The organism is Myxococcus sp. MH1 (assembly GCF_059738865.1).
Window position 1 is genome coordinate 4,816,475 of record NZ_AP026947.1, and the last position, 21,874, is coordinate 4,838,348.

Here is a 21,874-nt window from a genome sequence, read left to right on the forward strand (position 1 = left end):
GGACCTATCCCTGTTTCCTTGCCCGTTGCTGCTGTCGCTTCAGGCTCTCGAGCTGGCGTTTCGCGCGGTCCTGCGCCGTCTCCACCGGATTGGCCTGCGGCGTGGTGGCGCCCTGGCGCAGGTGACGCGCGAGCGCGCTGACGGTGGGGTATTCCAGCAGCTTCAGCAGCGGCAGCTCCCCACCGAGCACCGCCCTGAGCCGCGCGTGGACCTGGACCATGAGCAGTGAGTGCCCACCCAGGTCGAAGAAGTTGTCGTTCACGCCGACCTGCTCGACCTTGAGCACCTGCTTCCAGATGTCGGCGATCTGCTGCTCGAGCTGACCCTGCGGCGCCACGAAGGCCGCGCGTGAGCTCCGCGTCGCGCTGGGGGCGGGCAGGGCCTTGCGGTCCACCTTGCCGTTGGGCGTGAGCGGCAGCGCCGGCAGGTCCACCACCACGGAGGGCACCATGTGCTCGGGCAGCTTCTGCGCCACCGCGTCGCGCAGCGCCGTCGCGTCCACCGTCTGCCCGTCGCGCGCCACCACGTAGGCCACCAGCCGCACGTCGCCCGGTGAGTCCTCGCGGGCCACGACGACCGCCTCGCGCACCTCGGGGCGTGCGCTGAGCACCGCCTCGATTTCACCCGCCTCGATGCGGAAGCCGCGCACCTTGAGCTGGTGGTCCACGCGGCCCAGGAACTCCACCGTGCCGTCGTCGCGCCAGCGGGCCCGGTCTCCGGTGCGGTACAGCCGGGCGCCCGGCTCGGAGGAGAACAGGTCCGGCACGAAGCGCTCGGCCGTCAGCTCCGGACGCGACAGGTAGCCGCGCACCACGCCCGCGCCGCCGATGTAGAGCTCGCCCGGCACGCCCACGGGCACGGGCCGCAGCCGCGCGTCGAGCAGATAGAAGCGGGTCCGGAGGAACGGCGTGCCGATGGACACCACCGGCCCCGACTCGCCGCGCACGTCGTGCGTGGAGGACCAGATGGTCGTCTCCGTGGGGCCGTACATGTTGAGCAGCCGCGCGTCCTCGGGGAGCACCTGTCGCAGCGACGTCGCCAGGGAGGAGGGGAGGGCCTCGCCGCCCACCATCCACCGCTTCAGGCCACGCAGGGCCTCGGTGGACTCGGAGTCCGCGAGGAGGGCGCGCGCCAGCGAGGGCGTGCACTGCAGATGCGTCACGGCGTGCTCACGCAGGTTGAGCGGGATGGAGCGCGCGGTGCGCTGGCGCGCGCCGTCACGGTCCGCCTGGCACTTCACCTCGTGCAGCAGCGGCAGGCTGGCCAGCACGGTGTCCGCGGGGATGCCGAAGTCGATGAGGCAGCCCACCTCGTCCACGCCCAGGGCGCGCAGCTGCTCCATCCGCTCGCGCACGGAGCGCGGCGTGCCGAACAGTCCGCTCGTCTCGAAGTAGCGCTCGAAGGCCTGCGCGGCCAGCCGGTCCAGGTCCGCCTCGGTGGCGGTGTCCAGGTCCACGCCCAGCGTGCGGCCGAGTCCGCGCATCAGGTCCGCGGAGCTGCGCAGGTAGTTCCGGAAGGGCTTCTCCACCACCGAGCGCACCGTCGCGGCGTCCTCACCGATGAACGTGTGCAGCATCAACGTGACGTGTCCGTCGCCCGCGTGTCCCGCCGCGCGCCAGGCCTCACGGTAGAGGGCCAGCTTCTTCTCCAGGTCCTCCCACGTCTGCCCCAGCAGGTGGGTGAGGACGTTGCAGCCCAGGCGCCCCGCGGTGACGAACGTGTCGGGGTTGCCCGCCGCCGTGAGCCACACCGGCAGCTCCTGCTGCACCGGCCGCGGCCGCAGGGTGACGTCCACCTGGGCACCCGCGCCGCCCGGGAAGCGCAGCGAGTCGCCGCGCCACAGGCGGCGCACCGTGTCCAGCCCCTCCAGCATCAGCTCGCGGCGCTGCTCGTAGCGCTCGGGCGCGAAGACGAAGTCGTTCGCGTGCCAGCCGGAGGCGACGGAGATGCCCACGCGGCCTCGCGACAGGTTGTCCACCAGCGCCCACTCCTCCGCGACGCGCACCGGGTGGTGCAGCGGCAGCACCACGCTGCCCGCGCGGATGGCCACGCGCTCCGTCACCGCGGCGATGGCCGCGCCCGCCACGGACGGGCTGGGATACAGCCCACCGAAGGCATGGAAGTGACGCTCCGGCGTCCACACCGCCGCGAAGCCGTGACGGTCCGCGAACTTCGCGCCCTCCAGCAGCAGCTTGTAACGGTCGCCGGCCGAGGCCTCCGCGTCGTCCGCGAAGTAGAAGAGGCTCATCTGCATCGGCGTGGCGCGCGCGGCCGAGGCCCGGGCCGGCGCCTTGATGGACGCGCCCTCGCCCTGGACCACCACCTTGAAGCCGCGCGTGAGCGTCCACAGAAGCTCCAACACGGAGATGTCGAAGGAGATGCTCGTCACGGCCAGCCACGTGCCCGAGGGCGGATGGCCGATGCGCGTGTCCATGGCCGAGAAGAAGTTGGCCACCCCTCCGTGCGGCACCATGACGCCCTTGGGGCGGCCCGTGGAGCCGGACGTGTAGATGACATACGCCAGGTGCCCCGCGCCCGTGGTCGACGGCGGAGGCGTGTCCCGCTGCGTGCCCTCCGTCAGGGACAGGTCCTCCAACGCGACGACGCGCGCGCTGCCCGTGGGGATGGCGCCGCGCAGGTGCGTCTGCGTGAGCAACACCGGCGCGCCCGAGTCCTCCAGCATGTACGCCAGTCGCTCGCGGGGATACTCGGGGTCCAACGGCACGTATGCGCCGCCGGCCTTGAGCACCCCCAGCATCGCCACCACCATGGCGGCCGAGCGCTCCACGCACAGCCCCACGCGCGTCTCGGTGCCGACGCCCTGGGCGCGCAGGTGCCACGCCAGCGCGTTGGAGCGCGCGTCCAGCTCCGCGTACGTCAGCGTCGCGTCGTCACCTGCCACCGCCACCGCGTCGGGAGTCCTGGCCACCTGCGCCCGGAACTGCGCGTGGATGGAGGTGTGCTCGGTGCTCGCGGGCGTGAGGTCGTTCCAGTCCACCAGCAGCTGTCGCGACTCGTCCGCGCCGAGCAGCGGCAGGTCGTCCACCCGCGTCTCCACGGTGTCGACGACCGCGCGCAGCAGCGTCTCCAGCTGTCGGGCCAGCCGCGCCACGGTGGCGGGGGTGAACAAGTCGGTGCGGTACTCGAGCGCGCCGGTGAGGCCGTCCGCGCCCTCCGCGAGCGAGAGCTGGAGGTCGAACTTCGACGTGCCCTCCACCGCGCCATCCGGCACCGGCAGCACCGGACGCCACTGCATGCCGGGCACCGACAGGTTCGTCGGGGGCAGCGCCTCCAGCAGCAGGGCCGTCTGGAACAGCGGATTGTCCGCGCCGCCCCTCGGCGCACGGGCCGCGCCCACGACTTCCTCGAAGGGGAGGTCCGCGTGCGCCAGCGCCTCGTGGAACGTCTGCCGCGTGCGGGAGAGCAGCTCGCGGAAGCTCGGCGTGCCGGAGAGGTTCGCGCGCAGCACCAGCGTGTGCGCGAAGAAGCCCACCACGCCGCGCAGCTCCGGACGCTCGCGGTTCGCCACCACGGTGCCCACGGCGAAGTCGGCCTGTCCGCTGTAGCGGTGCAGCAGCGCCGTCCACGCGGCCGTCAGCGTGACGAAGAGCGTGCAGCCCTCGCGACGCCCCAGCGCGCGCAGGGATTCGACGAGCGAGCGCTCCAGCGCGAGGTGATGCAGCGCGCCCTGGAACCCGGGCTCGCGCGGACGCGGGAAGTCGGTGGGCAGCTCCAGCCTTGGCAGCCCCGCAAGCTGCTTGCCCCAGTATGCGCGCTGCGCGTCGAGCAGCGGCCCCAGGCCCTGCTGCCACCGGGCGAAGTCCGTGTACTGGAGCTTCACGGCGGGCAGCTCGGTGGCCGCGCCCGTCACCTGCGCGCGGTACAGCGCCGCCAGCTCATGCGCGAGCACGCCGATGGACCAGCCGTCGGTGGCGATGTGGTGCTGCGTCATCAGCAGCACATGCTCGTGTTCGCCCAGCGTCACCAGGGACGCGCGCACCGCGGGGCCCTCGGCCAGCCGGAAGGGCTCACGCGCCTGCTCCAGCGACAGACGGCGCAGCTCCGCGTCACGCGCCTCGGACGCGATGGAGCGCAGGTCCACGACGGGGAACGACAGCTTCACGCTGGCGCGCACCAGCAGCCGGGGCTGTCCGTCGACCTCCGGGAACGCCGCGCCCAGCACGGGGTGACGCTCGACGAGCGCATCCAGGCTCCGCGCCAGGGCCCCGGTGTCCAGCGCACCGGTGAGCCGGAGCTGGAAGTGGAGGTTGTACAGCGCGCTGTCGGGGACCAGGCGGTCCAGGAACCACAGGCGGAGCTGACCGGAGGAGAGGGGATGCTCGCCCTCGCGAGGTCCCGCGCTCAGCGGCGGCGCCACCAGCGAGTGCTCGGGCCGGACGCCACGCCACGCCTCCAGGAGCCGCAGGGCCGCGGCCTCCAGCGTGGGGCTCACCCAGAGGAATGCAGCGGGCAGCGCCACGCCCAGCTCCGACTCCAGCTGGCCGTGCACCTCCAGCACCATCAACGAGTCGAGCCCCAGGCCCGCGAGCTCCGTGTCGCCCGGGAGCGTCGAGGCATCCAGCCGCAGCGCGCGCGCCACGGCCCGGCGCAGGAAGTCCTCCACCAGCGCGAGCCGCTGGCCGTCCTCCGCCGTGGCCAGCTGCTCCTTGAGCGGGATGGCGGACTCGGGGACGCTCGGCGAGGACACCGCGGCGGCGACCGAGGCCTCGACGATTTCGAGCTCACCCGCGAGCCAGGCCGCCTTCGTGGCGCGGCGCTGAATCTTCCCGCTCGACGTCTTCGGGATGCTGCGCGCCTGGAGCAGGACGACGGCGTGCGCGTGGACGGCATGCTGCTCCGCCAGCGCCTTGCGCACGGCGGCCACGACGATGCTCGCGTCGAAGCCGTCGCGCACGTCGACCTCGGCCGCGACCACCAGCCGCTCCTCGCCCTCCACCTCCACGCTGAAGGCGGCGCAGCAGCCCGCGCGGATGGCGCGATGCGCGCGCTCGGTCTCCAGCTCCAGGTCCTGGGGATACAGGTTGCGGCCGCGGATGATGAGCAGGTCCTTCAGCCGGCCGGTGACGAACAGCTGCCCCGCCTCCGACAGGAAGGCCAGGTCACCGGTGCGCAGGAACGGCCCCTCGCCCGACGCGAGCCGCGCGTCGAACGCGTGCGCGGTCTCCTCGGGACGCTCCCAGTAGCCCGTCGCCACGCTGGGGCCGCGCACCCAGACCTCGCCCACCTGGTTCGCGCCGAGCCGCTCGCGCGTCTCCGGCTGGACGATGAGCACCTCCTGGTCCACCGCGCTCACGCCCGAGCCCACCAGCGTCCGCGCCCGCGTGTCTCCGCTCTCCGGCGCCGCCGCGCGACCCTGCTCCAGCGCGTCCGCGGAGAAGTCGCCGTGGACGAACGCCTCGCCCTGCGTGCCGCCGGTGACGATGAGCGTGGCCTCCGCCAGACCGTAACAGGGGTAGAATGCCGTGCGCTTGAAACCACAAGGCGCGAAGGCTTCCGCGAAGCGCTCCAATGTCTCTCGCCGCACCGGCTCCGCGCCGTTGAACGCCAGCTCCCAGCTGCCCAGCTTCAGCTTCGCGCGGTCCTCGTCGGTGGCCTTCCGGACGCACAGGTCGTACGCGAAGTTGGGCCCGCCGCTGCACGTCGCCTGGAAGTGGGAGATGGCCTCCAGCCAGCGCAGCGGACGCTGGAGGAACGAGATGGGCGACATCAGCGTGCACGGGAAGCCCAGGTACAGCGGCTGGAGCACCTTCCCGATGAGCCCCATGTCGTGGAACATGGGCAGCCACCCCATCCCCGACGAGCGCGACGCCTCCAGCCCGAAGCCCCGGGTGATGAGCGCCTCGTTGTGCAGGATGTTGGCGTGGCTGACCATCACCCCCTTGGGGTTGCCCGTCGAGCCGGAGGTGTACTGGAGGAACGCCGTCGTGCCGCCCGTCAGCTCCGGCCGCCGCCAGTCCGCCGCCATCGACTCCGGCACCGCGTCGCTGGCCAGCCACTGCAGCGCGGCGAGCTCCGGCGCCTGCGGCTTGAACAGCTCCGACATCTCCAGGATGAAGCTCGTGGTGAGCACGTAGCGCGCGCCACAGTCCTGCGCGATGGCCCGCAGGCGGGGCAGGGTGCGCTCCAGCCGCGTCGGGTCCGGCGGATAGCACGGCACCGCGACGACGCCCGCGTACAGGCAGCCCATGAAGCCCGCCACGAACTCCATCCCCGGCGGATACAGCAGGAGCGCACGGTCTCCCGGTGAGCCCGAGGCCCGCAGCAGCGCGCCCAGCGCCCGCGCTCGCGCGTCCAGCCGGGCGTAGCTCCACTCCTCCACCGGGCCGTCCACGTCTCCCGTTTCGAGAAAGCGATACAGCAGCGCGTCGCCCTGGGTGCCCGCCCGATGGCACAGCAGGTCCACGAGGTGGTGGAAGTCCCCCGCGGACGTCTCATGGTGCTGTTTCATGCGTGCTCCCCGGCGGACGACTCGCGATGGTGGTACCGCGGGCCCGGGCGTGGCCGTCCCGGTACCGCTTCACGTCCTGGTGGCTGGTGGGGGTCTGGCGTCTAACAGCGACGACACGAAACGCCGCGGCGCCTCAGGGGGGACGCTGTCCCGATCCGCCCCTGGCTCTGCCGCGAGTGGCCCGCTACCGCACGCCGGCACGGCACCGTCGTCCGGAGCCGTGAGTGAGGAAAATTAGGTCGAAGGTGAAGCATGCCCTCTGCCTTCATCCCTTGTTTTATCTGGAATGTCTAGTCAGCCACGAACCGCTCTAACTCCTTGGTTTGTCAGGGGGTCAGGCTCTTCTGATAAACTGGAGAACTTCGCTCGCGAGACCTCATGGCATCGCCTCAAGCACCTTCGTCCGCCCCCGGCCCCCGGGGTCTTCCCGTCTGGCTCAATGTCCTGCGTCAGGAGCACGACCCGCTGGGTTACTTCACCCAGGGTTTCCGCAAGTATGGGGACGTGGTCCGCTTCGACACGGGCGCCTCGGCGACCTACATGGTGAGTCATCCGGATCAGATCCGGTACTTCCTCACCGAGAACGCGCCCAACTACTCGAAGCAGGAGCTGTCCGAGGACCCCTTCCTGGGCAACGGGCTGTTCGTGAGCGAGGGGAACTACTGGCGGCGCCAGCGCCGGCTCGTCCAGCCCTCGTTCCACCGGGACCGCCTGGCGGGCCTGCTGGCGGGCATGGTGGACCTGGTCCAGCGGACGCTCACCGCGTGGGAGGCGGATGCCACCGCGCGGCCGTTCGACATGGCCGCGCAGATGGGGAGCCTGTCGCTGCGGATGACCACGCGCGCGCTGTACTCGGAGGAGCCGGACGCGGCGGCGGCGGCGGCCGTCGGGCGGATGATGTGGATCATGAACGACCGGGGGACGTTCATGTCGCGGCTGCTGCGGCTGGAGCGGCTGCCCATCTACAAGAAGAAGTGGGCGGACTTCTTCGGCACCCTCCGGATGCTCAACGTCAAGGCGAAGGAGGTCATCGCCCAGCGCAAGGCCGGCGGTCCCCAGGACGACATCATGGCGATGCTGGTGGCGGCGAAGGACCGCGACACCGGCGAGTCGATGACGGACAAGGAGCTGCGTGACGAGTTCATGAACCTGTTCTCCGGCCACGAGGGGCCGGGTGTGGCGCTCTCCTGGGCCTGGCACCTCCTGTCGCGGCACCCGGACATCGAGGCACGCCTCGCGTCGGAGTGCGCCGCGGTGCTCGGTGGCCGCGCCCCGACGCTCGAGGACCTGCCCCGGCTGCGCTACGCGACGCAGGTGTTCGAGGAGACCCTCCGCCTGTATCCCCCCGCGTGGCGGTTGCTTCGCACGGCGAAGGACGCGGACACGCTGGGGGGTTACACCGTGGAGCCGGGCGCGTCCGTGCTCGCCGTGCCCTACGTCTTCCACCGGCATCCGGAGTTCTGGCCGCGTCCGGACGTGTTCGACCCGGAGCGCTTCACGCCGGAGCAGAAGGCCGCGCGGCACAAGTTCGCCTACCTGCCGTTCGGCGCGGGCCAGCACATCTGCATCGGCAACAACCTGGCGCTGATGTTCGGCGCGCTGGTGCTGGCCATGGTCTCCCAGCGCTACCGCTTCCACGCCATCCCTGGCCGGCGCGTGGACATCTACCCGGGCATCGCCCTGTTGCCCAAGGGCGGCATGCCCATGCGCCCGGAGCGGCGCGGCTGAAGCGCCTCGAAGCAGCGGCGGCGCGCGGCTCAACCCACGGCGCGCGTGGCGTCCTGCTCCTTGGCGGCGTAGAGCGCCTGGATGTTGGCGCCGCCGAAGCCGCGCGCCTGGTGGCGCTGGATGACCTCGAAGAACAGCGTGCGCCGCGCGTGCTGCGAGCGGGTGAAGACCTGGAGCAGCACCCCCCACGCATCGCGGTCCATCAGGATGTTGCGCGACTGGAGCTGCTCGCGGGGGAACGGCCCCAGCGAGCCGAGCCGCGCCTCCAGCGCCTCGTAGTAGCCCCGAGGCGCGTCGAGCAGGCCCACGCCGCGCTGCCCCAGCGAGTCCACCGCGCGGACGATGTCGTCCGCCAGGAAGGCCAGGTGCTGCACGCCCGCGCCACCGTGGGCGTCCACGAAGTCCTCCAGCTGTCCCCGACGCGTGCCGGAGACGGGCTCCTGCAGCGGGAAGCAGATGCGTCCGCCCGCCGCCTGCACCACGCGCGAGCTCATGCCGCTGTACTCGGTGCGCACGTCCTCCTGGTGGGTCTCTTCGAAGCCGAGCACGTCCACGTAGAAGGCCACCGTGTCCAGCAGCGTGCCCGCCCGCAGCGCGAAGGCGAGGTGGTCCACGTCGCGAAACAGTGACGCGCCTCCGGACGGCCCCGCGTCCACGGGCAGGTAGACGCCCGGAAGGAACGCGCCCCCGGGCGTGTCCCGCTGGATGAGCGAGTGCACCCAGCCTCCGGGCCCGGCGAGCGTGGCCTTCACCACGCGCTGGCCTGCCGCCTCGAAGACCGCGGGCCGTGCCACCGGACGCGCGCCCCGGCGCACCGCCTGGTCGAACGTGGCGACGACGTCGGGTGTGCCCAGCGCGATGTCCCGCACGCTGTCACCGTGTGCACGGACATACTCCGCGACCTCACCTTCGGCACCCAGCGCCGAGGTGACGACGAGCCGGGCTGCGCCTTGCTCCAACACGAAGGAGCGCTGTCCCGCGAGCCCCGACTCCGGCCCGCCGCTCGCCACCATCCGGAAGCCCAGCGCATGGCAGAAGTAGTAGGCGGAGAGGACCGCGTCGCCCACATACAGCTCCGCATGCTCCACGTTCGTGAGCACCACTCGCAGAACCTCGATTCAGGGGACCTGAGCGAACCGCGCTCAGTCCGGTGCACGTGTCAGGCGGTCACTCCGTTACAAAAACCATTATCACGGATTGCCACTGAAAGCGTGACACTCAGGTATCCGAGTGATGTGTCGGAGTCTGTATCACCCTGTCTTCATGCGGGCACGGCCGCCACCAGGGGCGTGGAGGAGGGCACGAGCTGCCCGGCCTCGAGCTTGAGCACACGGTCCGCCAGGTGGAAGTAGCGGTCATCGTGGCTGATGACGAAGACGAGCTTGCCCTGGTCCCTGAGCGCCGGGAGCATCTCGCGGTAGAAGAGCTCGCGGAACACCGGGTCCTGGTCCGCGGCCCATTCGTCGAAGACGTAGATGGGGCGGTCCTCCAGGAACGACGTGAGCAGGGCCAGGCGCTTGCGCTGCCCCTGGGACAGCGCCACGGTGGACAGCTTGCCGTCCTCCACCCGGACCTTCTTCTCGAGCTGCAGGCGGGTGAGGTACTGGCGGGCCTTGTCCTCCATGCCAGGGTGGTCCAGGCCGAGCATCCGCTCGAAGAGGTGGAAGTCGAAGAAGACGGCGGAGAACAGCTGACGGTAGGCGCGCCGGGTGGCGGCGGTGACGGGGACGCCGTCCACGCGCAGCTCGCCCTGCTCGGGGGCGTAGAGGCCCGTGAACAGCTTGGCCAGCGTCGTCTTGCCGCTGCCGTTGCCACCCACCAGGAACACCAGCTCCCCGCGCCGCAGCGTCGCATCGATGGGGCCCAGCGTGAAGCTGGCGCCGTCCAGCTCCCGCCGGTAGGTGTGGCCGAGGCCGACCAGCTCGATGCGCTGGAAGTCGCGCGGCATGCCGTCGTCGGACGCGGAGGGCTCCGGGTCCTCCAGCGACAGGCCCAGCTTCTCCAGCTTCTTCATCGCCACGTGGCTGCGCGACAGGTTGGGCCACTGGTTCATCAGCCCGTCGAGCGGCTGCTGCAGGTACAGCACCACCAGCGCGTACGCCGCCAGCGTGGACATCTCCACGTCCTGGAATCGCGGCACGCCGAAGAGGATGAAGCCGATGACGGCCATCACCATGAAGCCGCCCCAGCTGCCGGTGATGATGAAGAGCTTGCTCGTCGTCAGGGAGATGCGCGAGACCTCCTCCGCCGTCGGCTTCAAGTCCCGGTTGAAGAAGTCCTCGCTGCGCGCGTGGTGGAGCTGCAGCTCCTTCGAGCCGTCGATGAGCGTGCGAAAGCCGCTGTACATCGCGTCATGGGTTTCACGCCGCTTGAAGAACTGCGCGTAGGCATAGCGGTTGGGCAGCGCCACGCTCGCCATCACCACCGCGATGACGCCCAGGATGAGCCCCAGGAGGGGACCGGACAGCCACGCCAGATACACGAGACAGCCGACCAGCGTCGCCAGACAGATGATGACCCCGGGGATGACGGCGATGGTGCTGTTGATGACGCTGATGTCCTCGGTCAGCGCGGCGAGCAGCTTGTGCGGCCCGGCTTCCTCCAGCTTGCGCAGGGGCGCCTCGAGGATGCGTCGACACAGCGACAGCCGCAGGTCCAGCAGCGCCTCCTGCTGCATCGAGGCCAGCTGGAGCTGGGAGATGATTCGCAGCACCAGCACGGCCACCGCCAGCCCCACGAAGACGGGCATCAGCGGCATCGCGTCCGCCACCGTCCGGGACGTCAGGGCCTGGTTCATCGCCGCGACGAGCGCCGCGCTACAGGCTCCCGTGAGGATGCCCAGCAACGCGGCGAGGATGATGGGCAGCTTCGACTTCTTGAAGAGCAGGGCGAGCAATGACACGACGGCTCCAGGAGACCCGGAGGGCTCTGATAACCGAGCCCTCCCGGCTCTCATATGTCATCGCCGCGCGAAGTGATACCCGGGGGCAGGCGGCTTCTCCGGAGAACCGGGCGGGCCCGACGGGCGGGGTGGCGGTGGACGGCGGGGCAAGGAATACTGGGGACATGCGATTCTCCTCGGGGGCTTCCAATGTCATCACCGGGCTCGTCGTCCTGGGCGGCACCGGCTGGGCCGCGCTCGCGCTCGCGCTGACGGGAGCGGGGCCGGAGGGGCCGCACTGGGTGCGGGCCCTGGGCGCGCTGCTGGTGGCGGGGCTGGCCGTCTTCGTCTGGAAGAAGGGCTCGAAGCTGGGCGCGGTGGGCGTGGTGGTGGCGGCGGGCGCGGGCCTGCACTTCTGGGCCTTCTCCCACGCGCCGTCCAACCAGCGGGAGTGGGCGCCGGACCTGGCGCGGATGGCCCGGGCCGATGTGGAAGGCTCGCGCGTGACGATTCACGACGTGCGCGACTTCCGCTACCGCAGCACGACGGACTGGGATGCCTCCTGGTACACGGCCACCTACGACGCGAAGGAGCTGACGGGGGCCTGGTTCATCGTCGAGCCGTTCTCCGGCTTCTACGGCGCCGCGCACACCATGGTGAGCTTCGGCTTCTCGGACGGGCGCTACGTCGTCTTCTCCGTGGAGGTGCGCCGCGAGAAGGGCGAGACGTTCTCCGCCGTGGGCGGGCTGTTCCGCCAGTTCGAGCTGGTCTACGTGGTGGGTGACGAACGGGACTTGGTCCAGCTGCGCGCAAACCACCGCCGCGACGACGTGTATCTCTACCCGGTGAACGCGTCGAAGGAGCGCATCTCCGACTTCTTCCTGGACATGGTGGCGCGGATGAACGCGCTGCACGAGCACCCGGAGTTCTACAACTCCGTCTACAACAACTGCACCACCAACCTGGTGCGTCACTTCGAGAAGGTGAGCGCGCTGAAGGTGCCGTACGACCACCGCACGCTCCTGCCGGCCTTCTCCGACGAGCTCGCGTACGAGCTGGACCTCATCGACCGCGACGCGCCCCTGGCCGACGTGCGCGCCCGGCACCTCATCAACGCGCGTGCCCTGGAGGCCGCGGGGCAGGCCGACTTCTCGCAGCGCATCCGCGAGGGCGCGGCCCGCGCGACGACCTCAAGCCCCTGAGGCGGCCTTCATCTCCGGGGGTGGGGCGGGCGTCGTCAGGTGGCGCGCGTAGTGCGCCTCCAGCGTCGTGAAGTAGCCGCGCTCCTCCCAGAGGAGGGCGAGCAGGCGCTCCGACAGCGACTTCACCTCGGTGCCCTCGCCGGGCTCCGGCGTGCGGGGACCGACGTTGCCCGGGTTCCGGAACACGCGCGTGGCCTCGGCCATCAGCACGCGGCTGCTCGCGAAGAGCCGGCGCAGGGCCTGGTTGATGGGCCGGGCGTCCACCTCCGCGCAGGCCGCGACGATGGCCGCGTGCACCGCCGCGGGCTTGTCGCCCTGCAGGCTCAGCGCGTCCAGGTCGCCTCGCTCCAGCGCGTGGTGCAGCAGGTAGCCGTGGTGCAGGGACACCGAGGCCACGTCCACGCAGTCCTTCACCCACAACACGAAGAAGACCTTGCGGAACACCTTCTTCACCGGCAGCAGCATCAACCCCTTGAGGTAGCTGGCCAGCCGTCCGCCCAAGGTCCTCCCCAGGCTGGAGCCCGCCAGCGCCTCCACCGCCTGGGTCGAGGCGCGCAGGCCGCGCTCCTCCAGGAGCGAGCGCACCAGCTGCTCGCGCACCTGGTAGAGCGCGTAGTCATCCAGGAACGGCACCGGGATGAGGGGCGTGAGCCCCGCGGCGACGGCGTGGAGCGCCACGCGCCCCAGGGGGGCGGACGACGGGGCACCGGGCGGTAGACGGGGGTTCGGCTCGCTCATCGCTCTCCTCTATGCGCGAAAGGGCGAATCATTGCATCCGGACCGGACCGCGCGCCTGCTCGCCCGGGGGGCTGCCGGGACGTCACTTCTGGCGCGCGCCCTTCGCGTGCGGCAGCAGCACGGAGTACAGCGTGCTCATCACGGGCGTGGGGACGCCGAGCGCGTGGCCGCGCCGCGCCACCGTGCCCTGGAGGTACTCGACCTCCAGCGGCTTGCCCGCGTCGAAGTCCACCATCATCGAGGGGCGCACCTCCGCAGGGACGCCGTCCATGTAGTTCATCACGTCGTCCGCCCGCGTGGTGGTGGTGACACCCTCGGCGGCGGCGACCCGGAGCACCTCGGCCGCGGCCTCCCGGAACGTCTCCCGGAAGAAGGGGCCTTCCCGCAGCGGCCCCACCGGGGTCCTCGCGGCGGTGCAGAAGCCCGCCATGGGGGCCAGGAAGGCGAGCTTCTCCCACAGCGGTGCTCGGACGTCCGCCACCGCCTCCGCGTTGAGCCCCGCCTGCGCGAGCACGTCCCTCACGGCCTGCACCCGCCGCGAGACGCGCGAGGTGTCACCGAAGGCCTCGCCCAGCACGATGCGGTGCTGCGTGCCCGTCTGCTTGATGACGCCCGGCTCGCTGATGGCGGTGGAGATGTACGTGGTGCCGCCGATGACCGCCGCCTCGCCCACGGCCGCGGCGACCTCGGACGGACTGTCCACGCCGTTCTGCAGCGTGACGACCCCCGCGGTGGCGCCGCCCAGCGCGGGCTCCCTGGACGCGGCCAGCAGCGTCTTCACCTGGGGAAGCACGCTGGCGACGTCGTAGTTCTTCACGCCCAGGATGACGACGTCCACGGGGCCCAGCAGGGCGGCGTCCTCCTCGGCGCGCACGGGGACGGTGAAGTCGCCCTCCGGGCTGAGGATGGTGAGGCCCTTCTTCCGCAGGGCGGCCAGGTGCGCACCCCTGGCGAGGAAGCCCACCTCATGACCCGCGCGAACCAACCGCGCGCCGTAGTAGCCGCCCACTCCTCCCGAACCGACGATGGCGAATCGCATGGTCCGGGAGGATAGCGAAGGCTCGCGCCCGCGCCACGACGCTTTCTGGGCGCCGGTCAGCCCGCGAGCGGCCGGATGCGCGTGCCGGTGTCCCAGCCCAGCACGCCCGTGGCCGCCAGCACCTCCGCGCTCGGGCGGCTCGCGTTCATCACGAACTCCGCGGTGGCCTCGGGAGAGGCGCACGCGCCCAGGATGCGCTCGGGAATCATGAACGCGCTGACGATGGCGTCCGCCACCCGGCTGTCGCGGCTGCCCGCCACCAGCAGGTCGATGACGTGCGCGGGAGGCGGCTCGAGCAGCGCGTTGGTCCACGTGGTGGCCGGCGCCACGGCGGCCCACATCCGGGCCTCGGTGTCGCGGCAGAACGTCTCGTCGAAGGGGCGCTCCGACAACAGCGTGTCGTGGATGGCCACCGCCAGCGTGAAGGCGGACGCGGACGCCGCGTTGGCGCCCTGGCCCGCGATGGGGTCGTTCGTCACGTGCGTGTCGCCCACCGCCATCGCATAGCGCCCCTCGCCCAGCTCGGCCCACGCGCGGCGCACCGTCGGCGCGAAGCCGCCCTGCAGGAAGTCCAGCGGACCGCGCACGCCGAACTCCGTCGGGTCGATGCGCTCGTACGTCGCGGGCGCGAAGCGGCGGAAGATGTCCAGCAGGCCCGCGTCGAACGCGGCCGGGTCGTCGTCCCGCTTGCGGGAGATCAGCGCCGCCAGCTCCGTGCCGGGGAGCGCCTCGATGAGCGTGCTGGGCACGCGGCCCTGGCGGGTGATCATCTGCGACTCGAAGACCTCGCCCTGGCCGGGCACCAGGTTGACGTGCATGCCGAGCGGCTCCGGCATGCGCAGGCCCTTGAGGATGGCCGCGAACAACACCCGCGGAGGCTTGGTGTGCGGGGACAGCTCCGGCACGCGCGGGAACAGCGCGTTGAGGCCGTTGCGGCCGGTGGCCACCACCATCAGCGTGTGACGGCGCGACAGCGCCTCCAGCTCCCTGGCGTCCACCGGGCGGACCTCCAGGTGGCCCCCGCGCTCCACGAAGGCCTCGGCCAGGCGCGGCTGGTACAGCCGGTAGTCCACGCACAGGCTGGGCTCGCCCACCCGTCCCCTCAGGCTGATGAGCTCCGGCCCGTGGACGTGGATGGCGCAGCGGTTCATCGCCAGCTCCGGCGCGCCCCAGAAGTCCACCCACAGCTCCCGCTCGCGCGTCCGCGTGGGCGCGTGGTGCGTCACCGTGTTCATCAGGCGACCCGAGCGCAGCGCGTCCGGCTCCTGCTCCGCGTAGATGCTGACCGGGATGCCCTGCGAGAGAAGCTTCAGACCCAGGTGCAGACCGGCAGTGCCGGCGCCGACGATACCGATGCTCGCCATCTGTCTCTCCTTCACTTTTCCCGAGCCGGAAGCTTCGAGGTCGGGAAGGCCCCCCCAGGGGATGTGGGGTTCCCCGGGTGTTCCGGGGTGTGCAGGGCTCCATATCACAATGCGAATGGAGTTCTTCAGATTGGACATACCCAGAGTCTTAGAGCCAAGGGGGGCTGGGGGGCCCCGTTCGCGAATGGACCGTTGGGTCGGACCTTGGGCCAACCCGTCCGGAGCCCTACAGTCCGAGGGATGAGCGCGGCTCTCGACGTGGTGCTGGAAGTGGGGGACGTCACCGAGGCGACCGCCGACGTCGTCTTGTTCAAGTTTGCACAGAAGCTGTACGGCGCGGCCGGGAAGGCGGTGCGTCTGCTGGAGGTGGTGGGGGTGCCACCGACGCAGGTGTCGGTGCTGCCCGGGGAGCACCGCTTCGTGGAGACGCACGGCGCGCTGGGCTCACCGTTGGCGCTCTTCGTGGGCACGGTGCGGCTGGGCGAGTTCGGCTACCACGAGATCCGCCAGTTCGCGCTGCGCGCGCTCAAGGCGATGGAGTCCAGGCCCGGGCTCAAGCACGTGGCGAGCACGGTGCACGGGCCCAACTACGGGCTGGACGAGGACGAGGCGGTGCTCGCCTTCGTGGGCGGGCTCATCGAGGCGTTCCAGCGGGGCTCGGGGCCCAAGGAGCTGGAGCGCTTCACGGTGGTGGAGGTGGACGAGCGGCGCGCGCTGCGGCTGCGCAGGGCGCTGGAGCGCGGGCTGGGGGGCACGCCCGGCGTGGAGCCCCTGCCCGGCGGTGGTTTCCGCGTGCGCCGCGAGCGCGGCTTCGTGCAGGCGCCTTCCATGGCGAGCGCGGGCACGGTGTCCAGCGCGAAGCCCCACGCCTTCGTGGCGATGCCCTTCACGCCGGAGCTGGAGGACACGTTCCACTACGGCATCCAGGGGCCGGTGAAGGCCGCGGGCATGCTGTGCGAGCGCGTGGACCAGGACGTGTTCGACGGGCCCATCATCCAGCGCATCAAGGAGCGCATCGACACGGCGAAGGTCGTCATCGCGGACCTGTCGCTGGCCAACCCCAACGTGTACCTGGAGGTCGGCTACGCGTGGGGCAAGGGGCGGCCCACGCTGCTGCTGGTGCGCGACGTGCGCGAGCTGCGCTTCGACGTCGCGTCGTACCGCTGCATCGTCTACCGGAACATCCGCGAGCTGGAGACGCTGCTGACGCGGGAGCTGGAGCGGCTGGACGTCGTGCGCGTGCCGGGCTGATTCACCAGCCGCGCGCCGCGACCTCCCAGGTCTCCATCACGGTGTCCTTGCGGAGGACGTGCAGCCGCTCGTGCAGGTTGACGGCGGCGCAGACGTGGTTGGGCACCACGCGCACGCGCTCGCCCACGCGCGGCCGCCAGGACGTGGACGAGACGTCGAGCAGGCCGTGCTCCTCGGAGACGCTGCGCACCACCAGCTCCGGCCTGTCCAGCAGCGCGCCATAGCCTCCCGAGGGCGCGAGGCCCTCCTCCTTGGCCAGGGCCTTGGAGCCCGCGTCGAGCACCACCTGGCCGGGCACGGCGGTGCTCACCACGGTGGCGAGCACCGAGAAGGCGCAGTCGCTCCAGGCGCACGCGCCCAGCGAGGCCGTGTTGCGGTCATTGAGCACGTTGATTCCGGGGCGTATCTCCGTCAGGCCCGGTACCTCGTGCGAGCGCCACAGCATGGGCGTCGAGCCGCCGCTCACCACCCCGGGCCTCAGCCCCTCGGCCGAGAGCGCGTCCAGGAAGGCGCCCAGTCGCGAGCGCTGGTCCGCGAGCGCCGCGTCCTGCTGCTCCACCGGTGCGCGCACATGGCCCGGATAGAAGATGACGCCGCGATACGCCACGGACTTCGTCTCCGCCACCGCGCGCGCCAGCGCCACCGCGTCCGCCGGCGTCTGCACGCCCACCCGCCGCATGCCCAGATCCAGCTCCACCAGCACGCCCACGGTGCGCCCGGCCTCTCGCGCCGCGTGGCCGAGCCCGTCGAGCGCCTCGGTGGAGTCGAGCGCCACGGTGAGGCGCGTGCGCGAGGGCAGGGCCATCAGCCGCGACAGGCGCGCCAGGCCCACGGGTGGGTAGGCGAGCAGCACGTCGTCCGCGACGGTGGCCATGACCTCGGCCTCGCGCACGGTGGCCACCGTGGCGCCCACGGCCCCCGAGGCGAGCTGCAGCCGCGTGAGCTCCGCCGTCTTGTGGGTCTTCGTGTGGGGCCGCCAGTGGAGCTTGTGCTCGCGCGTGTAGTCCGCCACGCGGCGCAGGTTGGCTTCCACGCGGTCCAGGTCCACGAGGGCGGCGGGCGTGGTGAGGGCGTCGAGCGGGGTGGGGGACATGCCGCGCATGGTGGCACGCGTGCCCGTGGCCACTCCAGGCGACAGTGCACCCCGGACATGACGAGGCCCGCGCACGTGTCCGGAAGAACAGTCCCGGACCCGCGGCGGGCCCCATGCGTGACGATGCAGCGGTTACTGCGGCTTCGGCGCGGCCACCTTCTTCGCGGGCGGCAGGTACTTCACGCCCAGCTGGCTGAAGATGAATGAGTACGCGTCCACCTCCTCCTCGATGCGCGCGTTGAGCGGCGTGCCGGCGCCGTGGCCCGTCTCCGCGTCGGCGCGCAGCAGGATGGGGTTCTTCGTCGACGTGGCCGCCTGCATCCGCGCCACCATCTTGCGCGAGTGGAACGGGTCCACGCGCGGGTCATTGGCGCCGGAGGTGAAGAGCACGGACGGGTACTTCGCGCCGTCCTTCACGTTGTGCACGGGCGAGTAGGCCAAGAGCGCCTTGAACTGCTCGGGGTCCTTCACCGAGCCGTACTCCGTGACGTTGAACTGGCCGTTGGACGTGCGCTCCGAGCGCAGCATGTCGTAGAGGCCCACGCGGGCCACCACGGCGCCGTACGCCTCCGGGTGCTGCGTGACGACGGCGCCCATGAGCAGCCCGCCGTTGCTGCCTCCCTGGATGGCCAGCTTCCTGGGCTGCGTGTACTTCTGGTCCACCAGCAGCTTCGCGCAGGCGTAGAAGTCGTCGAACACGTTCTGCTTCTTCGTCAGCGAGCCCTCGGCGTGCCACTTCTCGCCGAACTCCGAGCCGCCGCGCAGGTTGGCCACCGCGTAGACGCCGCCCTGCTCCAGCCACAGGCCCGCCAGCGCGTTGAAGCCCGGGGAGATGGAGATGTTGAAGCCGCCGTAGCCGGTGAGCAGCGTCGGGTTCTTCCCGTCCAGCTTGGTGCCCTTCTTCTTCAGGATGGAGAGCGGAACCTTGGTGCCGTCCTTGGACGTGGCCTCGGTGCGCACCACCTCCACGTCGCTCATGTCCAGCGGCGCCGTGCGCGCCAGCGCCGTCTTCGTCACCTGGCCGTCCTTGGCGGAGAAGCGGTACCAGGCCTGCGGCTGCACGAAGCTGACGTTGCTGAAGTACACGTCGTCACCACCGGCGCTCACCAGGCCGCCGGTGGAGGACACGGGCGGCGTGGGCACCAGGCCCAGGTCCTTGCCCTTCAGGTCCACCATGCGGACCTGCGACGGGCCACCCAGCTGCTCGTTGATGTACAGGCGCGTCTTCGCGGGGAAGAAGCCCTGGATGCTGGCCTCGCCCTCGGGCACCAGCACCGTGGCCTTGTCCAGCGTCGGCGTGGCCAGGGGCAGGCGCAGCACCTTGCCGCGCGGCGCGTCCTGGCGGCTGAGCAGGTAGATGGCGCCGTCGTGGCCGAAGCGGCTGCGGATGACCTTGTCCGCGAACTTCGTCACCTGCGTCCACTTCCCGTCGGGGCCGTGCAGGTAGAGCATGTACTCGCCGCCGTCGCCGTTGGCGACCATGGCCGCGATGTGCTTGCCGTCCGGAGACGTCTCCAGCTCCGTCATGGCGATGCGCGGGAAGTCCTTGCCCAGCGCGTACGTGTCCTGCTCGGTGGGCGTGCCCAGCTTGTGGAAGTAGACCTGCTGGAAGAAGTCGCGGTCCGCGGCCGGACGCTCCTCGCCGCGCGGATAGCGCGTGTAGAAGAAGCCCGTCCCGTCCGCGTTCCACGCGAGCCCGCCGCCGGCCGTGCCGCCGTTCACGCGCGGCACCACCTCGTTGGGCAGCGGCTTGCCGGTGGCCACGTCATAGACGGAGACGTCGCCGCTCTCCGTGCCGTTCTTCGACAGCGACACCGCCAGCTTCTTGCCGTCCAGCGTGGGCTCGAAGAAGTCGATGGTGGTGTGGCCCTTGGGGTCCAGCACCATCGGGTCCAGGAGCACGCGCTCCTTGGACGGGTCCTCCACCGAGCCGAGCACCGCCAGGTACGGCTGCTGGCGCGGCGGCTGGAACTTGATGACGAAGAGCGTGCCGCCCGCCTCGGTCAGCGCGCCGTAGCCCGGGGACTTCCACCCGAGCAGCTCGGAGATGCGCTGGCGCAGCGGCTCACGGCCGGGCAGCTTGTCGAGGATGGCGCGCGTGTGGGCGTTCTGCGCGTCGTTCCACTGCTTCACCTTCGCGTCGTCGGTGGCCTCCAGCCACTGGTACGGGTCCTTGACCTCCGTGCCGTGGTAGGTGTCGACGACGTCCTTCTTCTCCGTGGCGGGCGGCTTGGAGGGGCCCTTGGCCGCGGCCAGGGACGCCAGGGGCAGCATCAGCGCCGCCGCGGCCATCGCGGTTCTCAGCTTCATGTTCACACCTCGGAAGGGGGATTTGGCGGGCCGCAGCCTGCCATGTCCTCCCACCTCCTGGGGTGGGTTCCCGCCAGGGGAATGCCGCGAGGGGCCGGGTGTTGCCTCGGATTGCCTCCAGGCGCGCGGCGCGTCAAGCGCGCCGGGAATACCGGCCGTTCCCGCCTTCTATGGCGCGCGCAGCGGCAGCTCCACGAGGGCCGCGGCGAAGCGGTCGAACGCCTCGTTGGCGGGCAGCGCGGTGGCCTCGTCCATGTTGCCCAGCATCAGCGCGAAGACGACGCGCGGGTGCTCGGCGTCCCCGGGGCGCTCCACCACGCCCGCGAAGCACTTCTGCCCGGACAGGGTGCCCGTCTTCGCGCGGATGCGGCCTGCGGTGACGGGCGTCACCGGGCGGTTGGCGAGCGTGCCGTCCACGCCCGCCACGGGCAGGCTGTCCACCAGCGCCGCGCCATACGGCTCGCGCAGGCTGGTGAAGAGCACGCGCGCCAAGCCCCGCGCGGTGGCCAGGTTGTAGCGCGACAGGCCGCTGCCATCGACGGGGCGCAAATCACGGGCGGGGATGCCTCGGCGGGTGAGCTCCTCGGCCAGCGCGGTGCGCAGGTTCGCGTAGCCCTCCGCGCCGCCGCGCTCACTGGCGAAGCGCAGGCCCAGCCGCTCCGCATAGAGGTTGAGCGACTCCTTGTTGGTGACCTTCACCAGCTCGGACAGGGGCGGGCTGGCCAGCGTGACGAGCGGCTCGGGGACGGGCGGACGCAAGGGGGCGGGGGCCTCCAGCGTGAAGGGCAGGCGCGGCACGCCTCGCTTGAGCAGAGCCTCCTCGACACACGCGGCGAAGAGCACCTGGGGCTCGTCCACGGAGAGCCGCACGTTGGCCGTGCGCGGACACTGGTTGACGGGCGAGCGCCACACACAGCGAACGCCCGGAGCGCCGCGCTGACGGGTGCAGGAGAGGTTGGCGCGCTCCGCGTTCGGGTCCACGCGCACGACGGTGGAGAGCGTGGCGAAGGCGGGCGTGAGCTGGACGTGGGGCGGCTGCGCGCAGTCCGCGCCCTCGGGACGGGAGAGCGCGAGGTCCACCACGTTCTCGCGGAAGACGAAGGGCGTGGGCGCCGCGCTGTAGGCGTACGCGACATCATCCCAGGCCCAGCCGGGGCCGAAGGGAACGTCGTCGTCGATGCCGCGCACGCGCACCTGTCCCTTCCACTGCCGCACGCCCTTCGCCTGGAGCGCGTCGGCCACCTGCTCACAGGCGAGCGCTGTCTCGGGGAAGCGCCACGAGCCCAGGGACGGGTCTCCCGACGAGTCCACCACGAGGTCGCCGAGGAACAGCCCGTCGGTCAGCGTGCCCTCCAGCGTCACCGGCGTCTGGAAGCGATAGTCCGCGCCCAGGGCGGAGAGGACGGACGCGGTGGAGACGACCTTCATCGTCGACGCGGGGAGCAGCCGCACGTGCTCGCGGTGGGCATACAACGGCTCGCCCGTCGTCGCGTCCAGCACGAAGGCGCTCGCCAGCGCACCCTCGTCCTCCAGCGTGGCGAAGAGCGAGCTCGCCACCGAGCTCACGGTGGGCGTCGCGGGATGTCGGGTGTGACGGCAGCCGACGGGCAGGGCGGCGGCGGCCAGGACGAGACAGAAGGAGAGGGCGCGGCTCATCACGGGCGCCACGCTAACGCCCACGACCTGGAGTGTCATGTGGCGCGACGGGCCCCGCGGGTCGCTGCGGCACCCCGGCCGTCCGGTATCCGACCCGGCCCGGTGACCTGTCGGGCGGGCGTGGCCGGGGCGGACGCGTCCGG

Annotated in this window: 12 protein-coding genes; 3 read left to right on the forward strand and 9 right to left on the reverse strand. The window is 71.3% G+C overall.

The window, feature by feature from the left end:
• Positions 1-4 precede the first annotated feature (4 nt).
• Positions 5-6,469: a MupA/Atu3671 family FMN-dependent luciferase-like monooxygenase gene (locus tag AC6JA9_RS19175; RefSeq protein WP_497960373.1), complete on the reverse strand. Its 6,465-nt coding sequence runs from the start codon at positions 6,467-6,469 to the stop codon at positions 5-7.
• Between the two features lie 378 nt (positions 6,470-6,847).
• Between AC6JA9_RS19175 and AC6JA9_RS19180 the strand changes: the two genes are divergently transcribed.
• Positions 6,848-8,197: a cytochrome P450 gene (locus AC6JA9_RS19180; RefSeq protein ID WP_223784311.1), complete on the forward strand. Its 1,350-nt coding sequence runs from the start codon at positions 6,848-6,850 to the stop codon at positions 8,195-8,197.
• Between the two features lie 29 nt (positions 8,198-8,226).
• On the opposite strand, the gene hppD is transcribed toward AC6JA9_RS19180, so the two are convergent.
• The gene (hppD, locus tag AC6JA9_RS19185) at positions 8,227-9,300 is read right to left on the reverse strand and encodes a 4-hydroxyphenylpyruvate dioxygenase (RefSeq protein ID WP_223784312.1); all 1,074 of its coding nucleotides are present in this window, start codon (positions 9,298-9,300) and stop codon (positions 8,227-8,229) included.
• A gap of 158 nt (positions 9,301-9,458) precedes the next feature.
• Positions 9,459-11,099, reverse strand: coding sequence for a cyclic peptide export ABC transporter (locus tag AC6JA9_RS19190; RefSeq protein ID WP_141322873.1), 1,641 nt, complete (start codon positions 11,097-11,099; stop codon positions 9,459-9,461).
• Between the two features lie 164 nt (positions 11,100-11,263).
• Here AC6JA9_RS19190 and AC6JA9_RS19195 point away from each other — a divergent pair, with 164 nt between their 5' ends.
• Complete coding sequence (locus AC6JA9_RS19195) at positions 11,264-12,280, forward strand: Lnb N-terminal periplasmic domain-containing protein (protein WP_267696482.1); 1,017 nt, start codon at positions 11,264-11,266, stop codon at positions 12,278-12,280.
• On the opposite strand, the gene AC6JA9_RS19200 is transcribed toward AC6JA9_RS19195, so the two are convergent.
• The 3 genes from AC6JA9_RS19200 to AC6JA9_RS19210 form a co-directional block, all read right to left on the reverse strand.
• On the reverse strand, positions 12,269-13,018 hold the full coding sequence (locus AC6JA9_RS19200) for a hypothetical protein (RefSeq protein WP_223751037.1): 750 nt from the start codon (positions 13,016-13,018) through the stop codon (positions 12,269-12,271). The two genes, AC6JA9_RS19195 and AC6JA9_RS19200, sit on opposite strands and share 12 nt — an antisense overlap.
• Before the next feature lie 82 nt (positions 13,019-13,100).
• A complete protein-coding gene (locus tag AC6JA9_RS19205; protein ID WP_497960375.1) occupies positions 13,101-14,057 on the reverse strand; it encodes a ketopantoate reductase family protein in 957 nt (318 codons plus the stop codon).
• A gap of 56 nt (positions 14,058-14,113) precedes the next feature.
• Positions 14,114-15,421 carry a styrene monooxygenase/indole monooxygenase family protein gene (locus AC6JA9_RS19210; RefSeq protein WP_223751039.1) on the reverse strand — a complete coding sequence of 436 codons (1,308 nt, stop codon included), beginning with the start codon at positions 15,419-15,421 and terminating at the stop codon, positions 14,114-14,116.
• A gap of 240 nt (positions 15,422-15,661) precedes the next feature.
• On the opposite strand from AC6JA9_RS19210, the gene AC6JA9_RS19215 reads away from it, so the two are divergent.
• Entirely contained in the window at positions 15,662-16,672 is a 1,011-nt protein-coding gene (locus AC6JA9_RS19215) for a TIR domain-containing protein (RefSeq protein ID WP_223751040.1), read from the forward strand.
• Position 16,673: 1 nt separating this feature from the next.
• Here the strand turns inward: AC6JA9_RS19215 and AC6JA9_RS19220 are convergent, their stop codons facing one another.
• From AC6JA9_RS19220 to dacB, 3 genes are all read right to left on the reverse strand, one after another.
• The gene (locus AC6JA9_RS19220; RefSeq protein ID WP_473565730.1) at positions 16,674-17,774 is read right to left on the reverse strand and encodes a D-TA family PLP-dependent enzyme; all 1,101 of its coding nucleotides are present in this window, start codon (positions 17,772-17,774) and stop codon (positions 16,674-16,676) included.
• 123 nt (positions 17,775-17,897) lie between these two features.
• A complete protein-coding gene (locus AC6JA9_RS19225; RefSeq protein ID WP_483577764.1) occupies positions 17,898-20,075 on the reverse strand; it encodes a prolyl oligopeptidase family serine peptidase in 2,178 nt (725 codons plus the stop codon).
• Positions 20,076-20,243: 168 nt separating this feature from the next.
• Positions 20,244-21,731, reverse strand: coding sequence for a D-alanyl-D-alanine carboxypeptidase/D-alanyl-D-alanine endopeptidase (gene dacB / locus AC6JA9_RS19230; protein ID WP_473565726.1), 1,488 nt, complete (start codon positions 21,729-21,731; stop codon positions 20,244-20,246).
• Between the last annotated feature and the right edge of the window lie 143 nt (positions 21,732-21,874).

Bases quoted from the DNA above. Each gene is read 5' to 3' on its own strand.
- AC6JA9_RS19175 (WP_497960373.1), bottom strand. From the start codon at position 6,469: ATGAAACAGCACCATGAGACGTCCGCGGGGGACTTCCACCACCTCGTG.
- AC6JA9_RS19180 (WP_223784311.1), top strand. From the start codon at position 6,848: ATGGCATCGCCTCAAGCACCTTCGTCCGCCCCCGGCCCCCGGGGTCTT.
- AC6JA9_RS19195 (WP_267696482.1), top strand. From the start codon at position 11,264: ATGCGATTCTCCTCGGGGGCTTCCAATGTCATCACCGGGCTCGTCGTC.
- AC6JA9_RS19200 (WP_223751037.1), bottom strand. From the start codon at position 13,018: ATGAGCGAGCCGAACCCCCGTCTACCGCCCGGTGCCCCGTCGTCCGCC.
- AC6JA9_RS19205 (WP_497960375.1), bottom strand. From the start codon at position 14,057: ATGCGATTCGCCATCGTCGGTTCGGGAGGAGTGGGCGGCTACTACGGC.
- AC6JA9_RS19210 (WP_223751039.1), bottom strand. From the start codon at position 15,421: ATGGCGAGCATCGGTATCGTCGGCGCCGGCACTGCCGGTCTGCACCTG.
- AC6JA9_RS19215 (WP_223751040.1), top strand. From the start codon at position 15,662: ATGAGCGCGGCTCTCGACGTGGTGCTGGAAGTGGGGGACGTCACCGAG.
- AC6JA9_RS19220 (WP_473565730.1), bottom strand. From the start codon at position 17,774: ATGCGCGGCATGTCCCCCACCCCGCTCGACGCCCTCACCACGCCCGCC.
- AC6JA9_RS19225 (WP_483577764.1), bottom strand. From the start codon at position 20,075: ATGAAGCTGAGAACCGCGATGGCCGCGGCGGCGCTGATGCTGCCCCTG.
- dacB (WP_473565726.1), bottom strand. From the start codon at position 21,731: ATGAGCCGCGCCCTCTCCTTCTGTCTCGTCCTGGCCGCCGCCGCCCTG.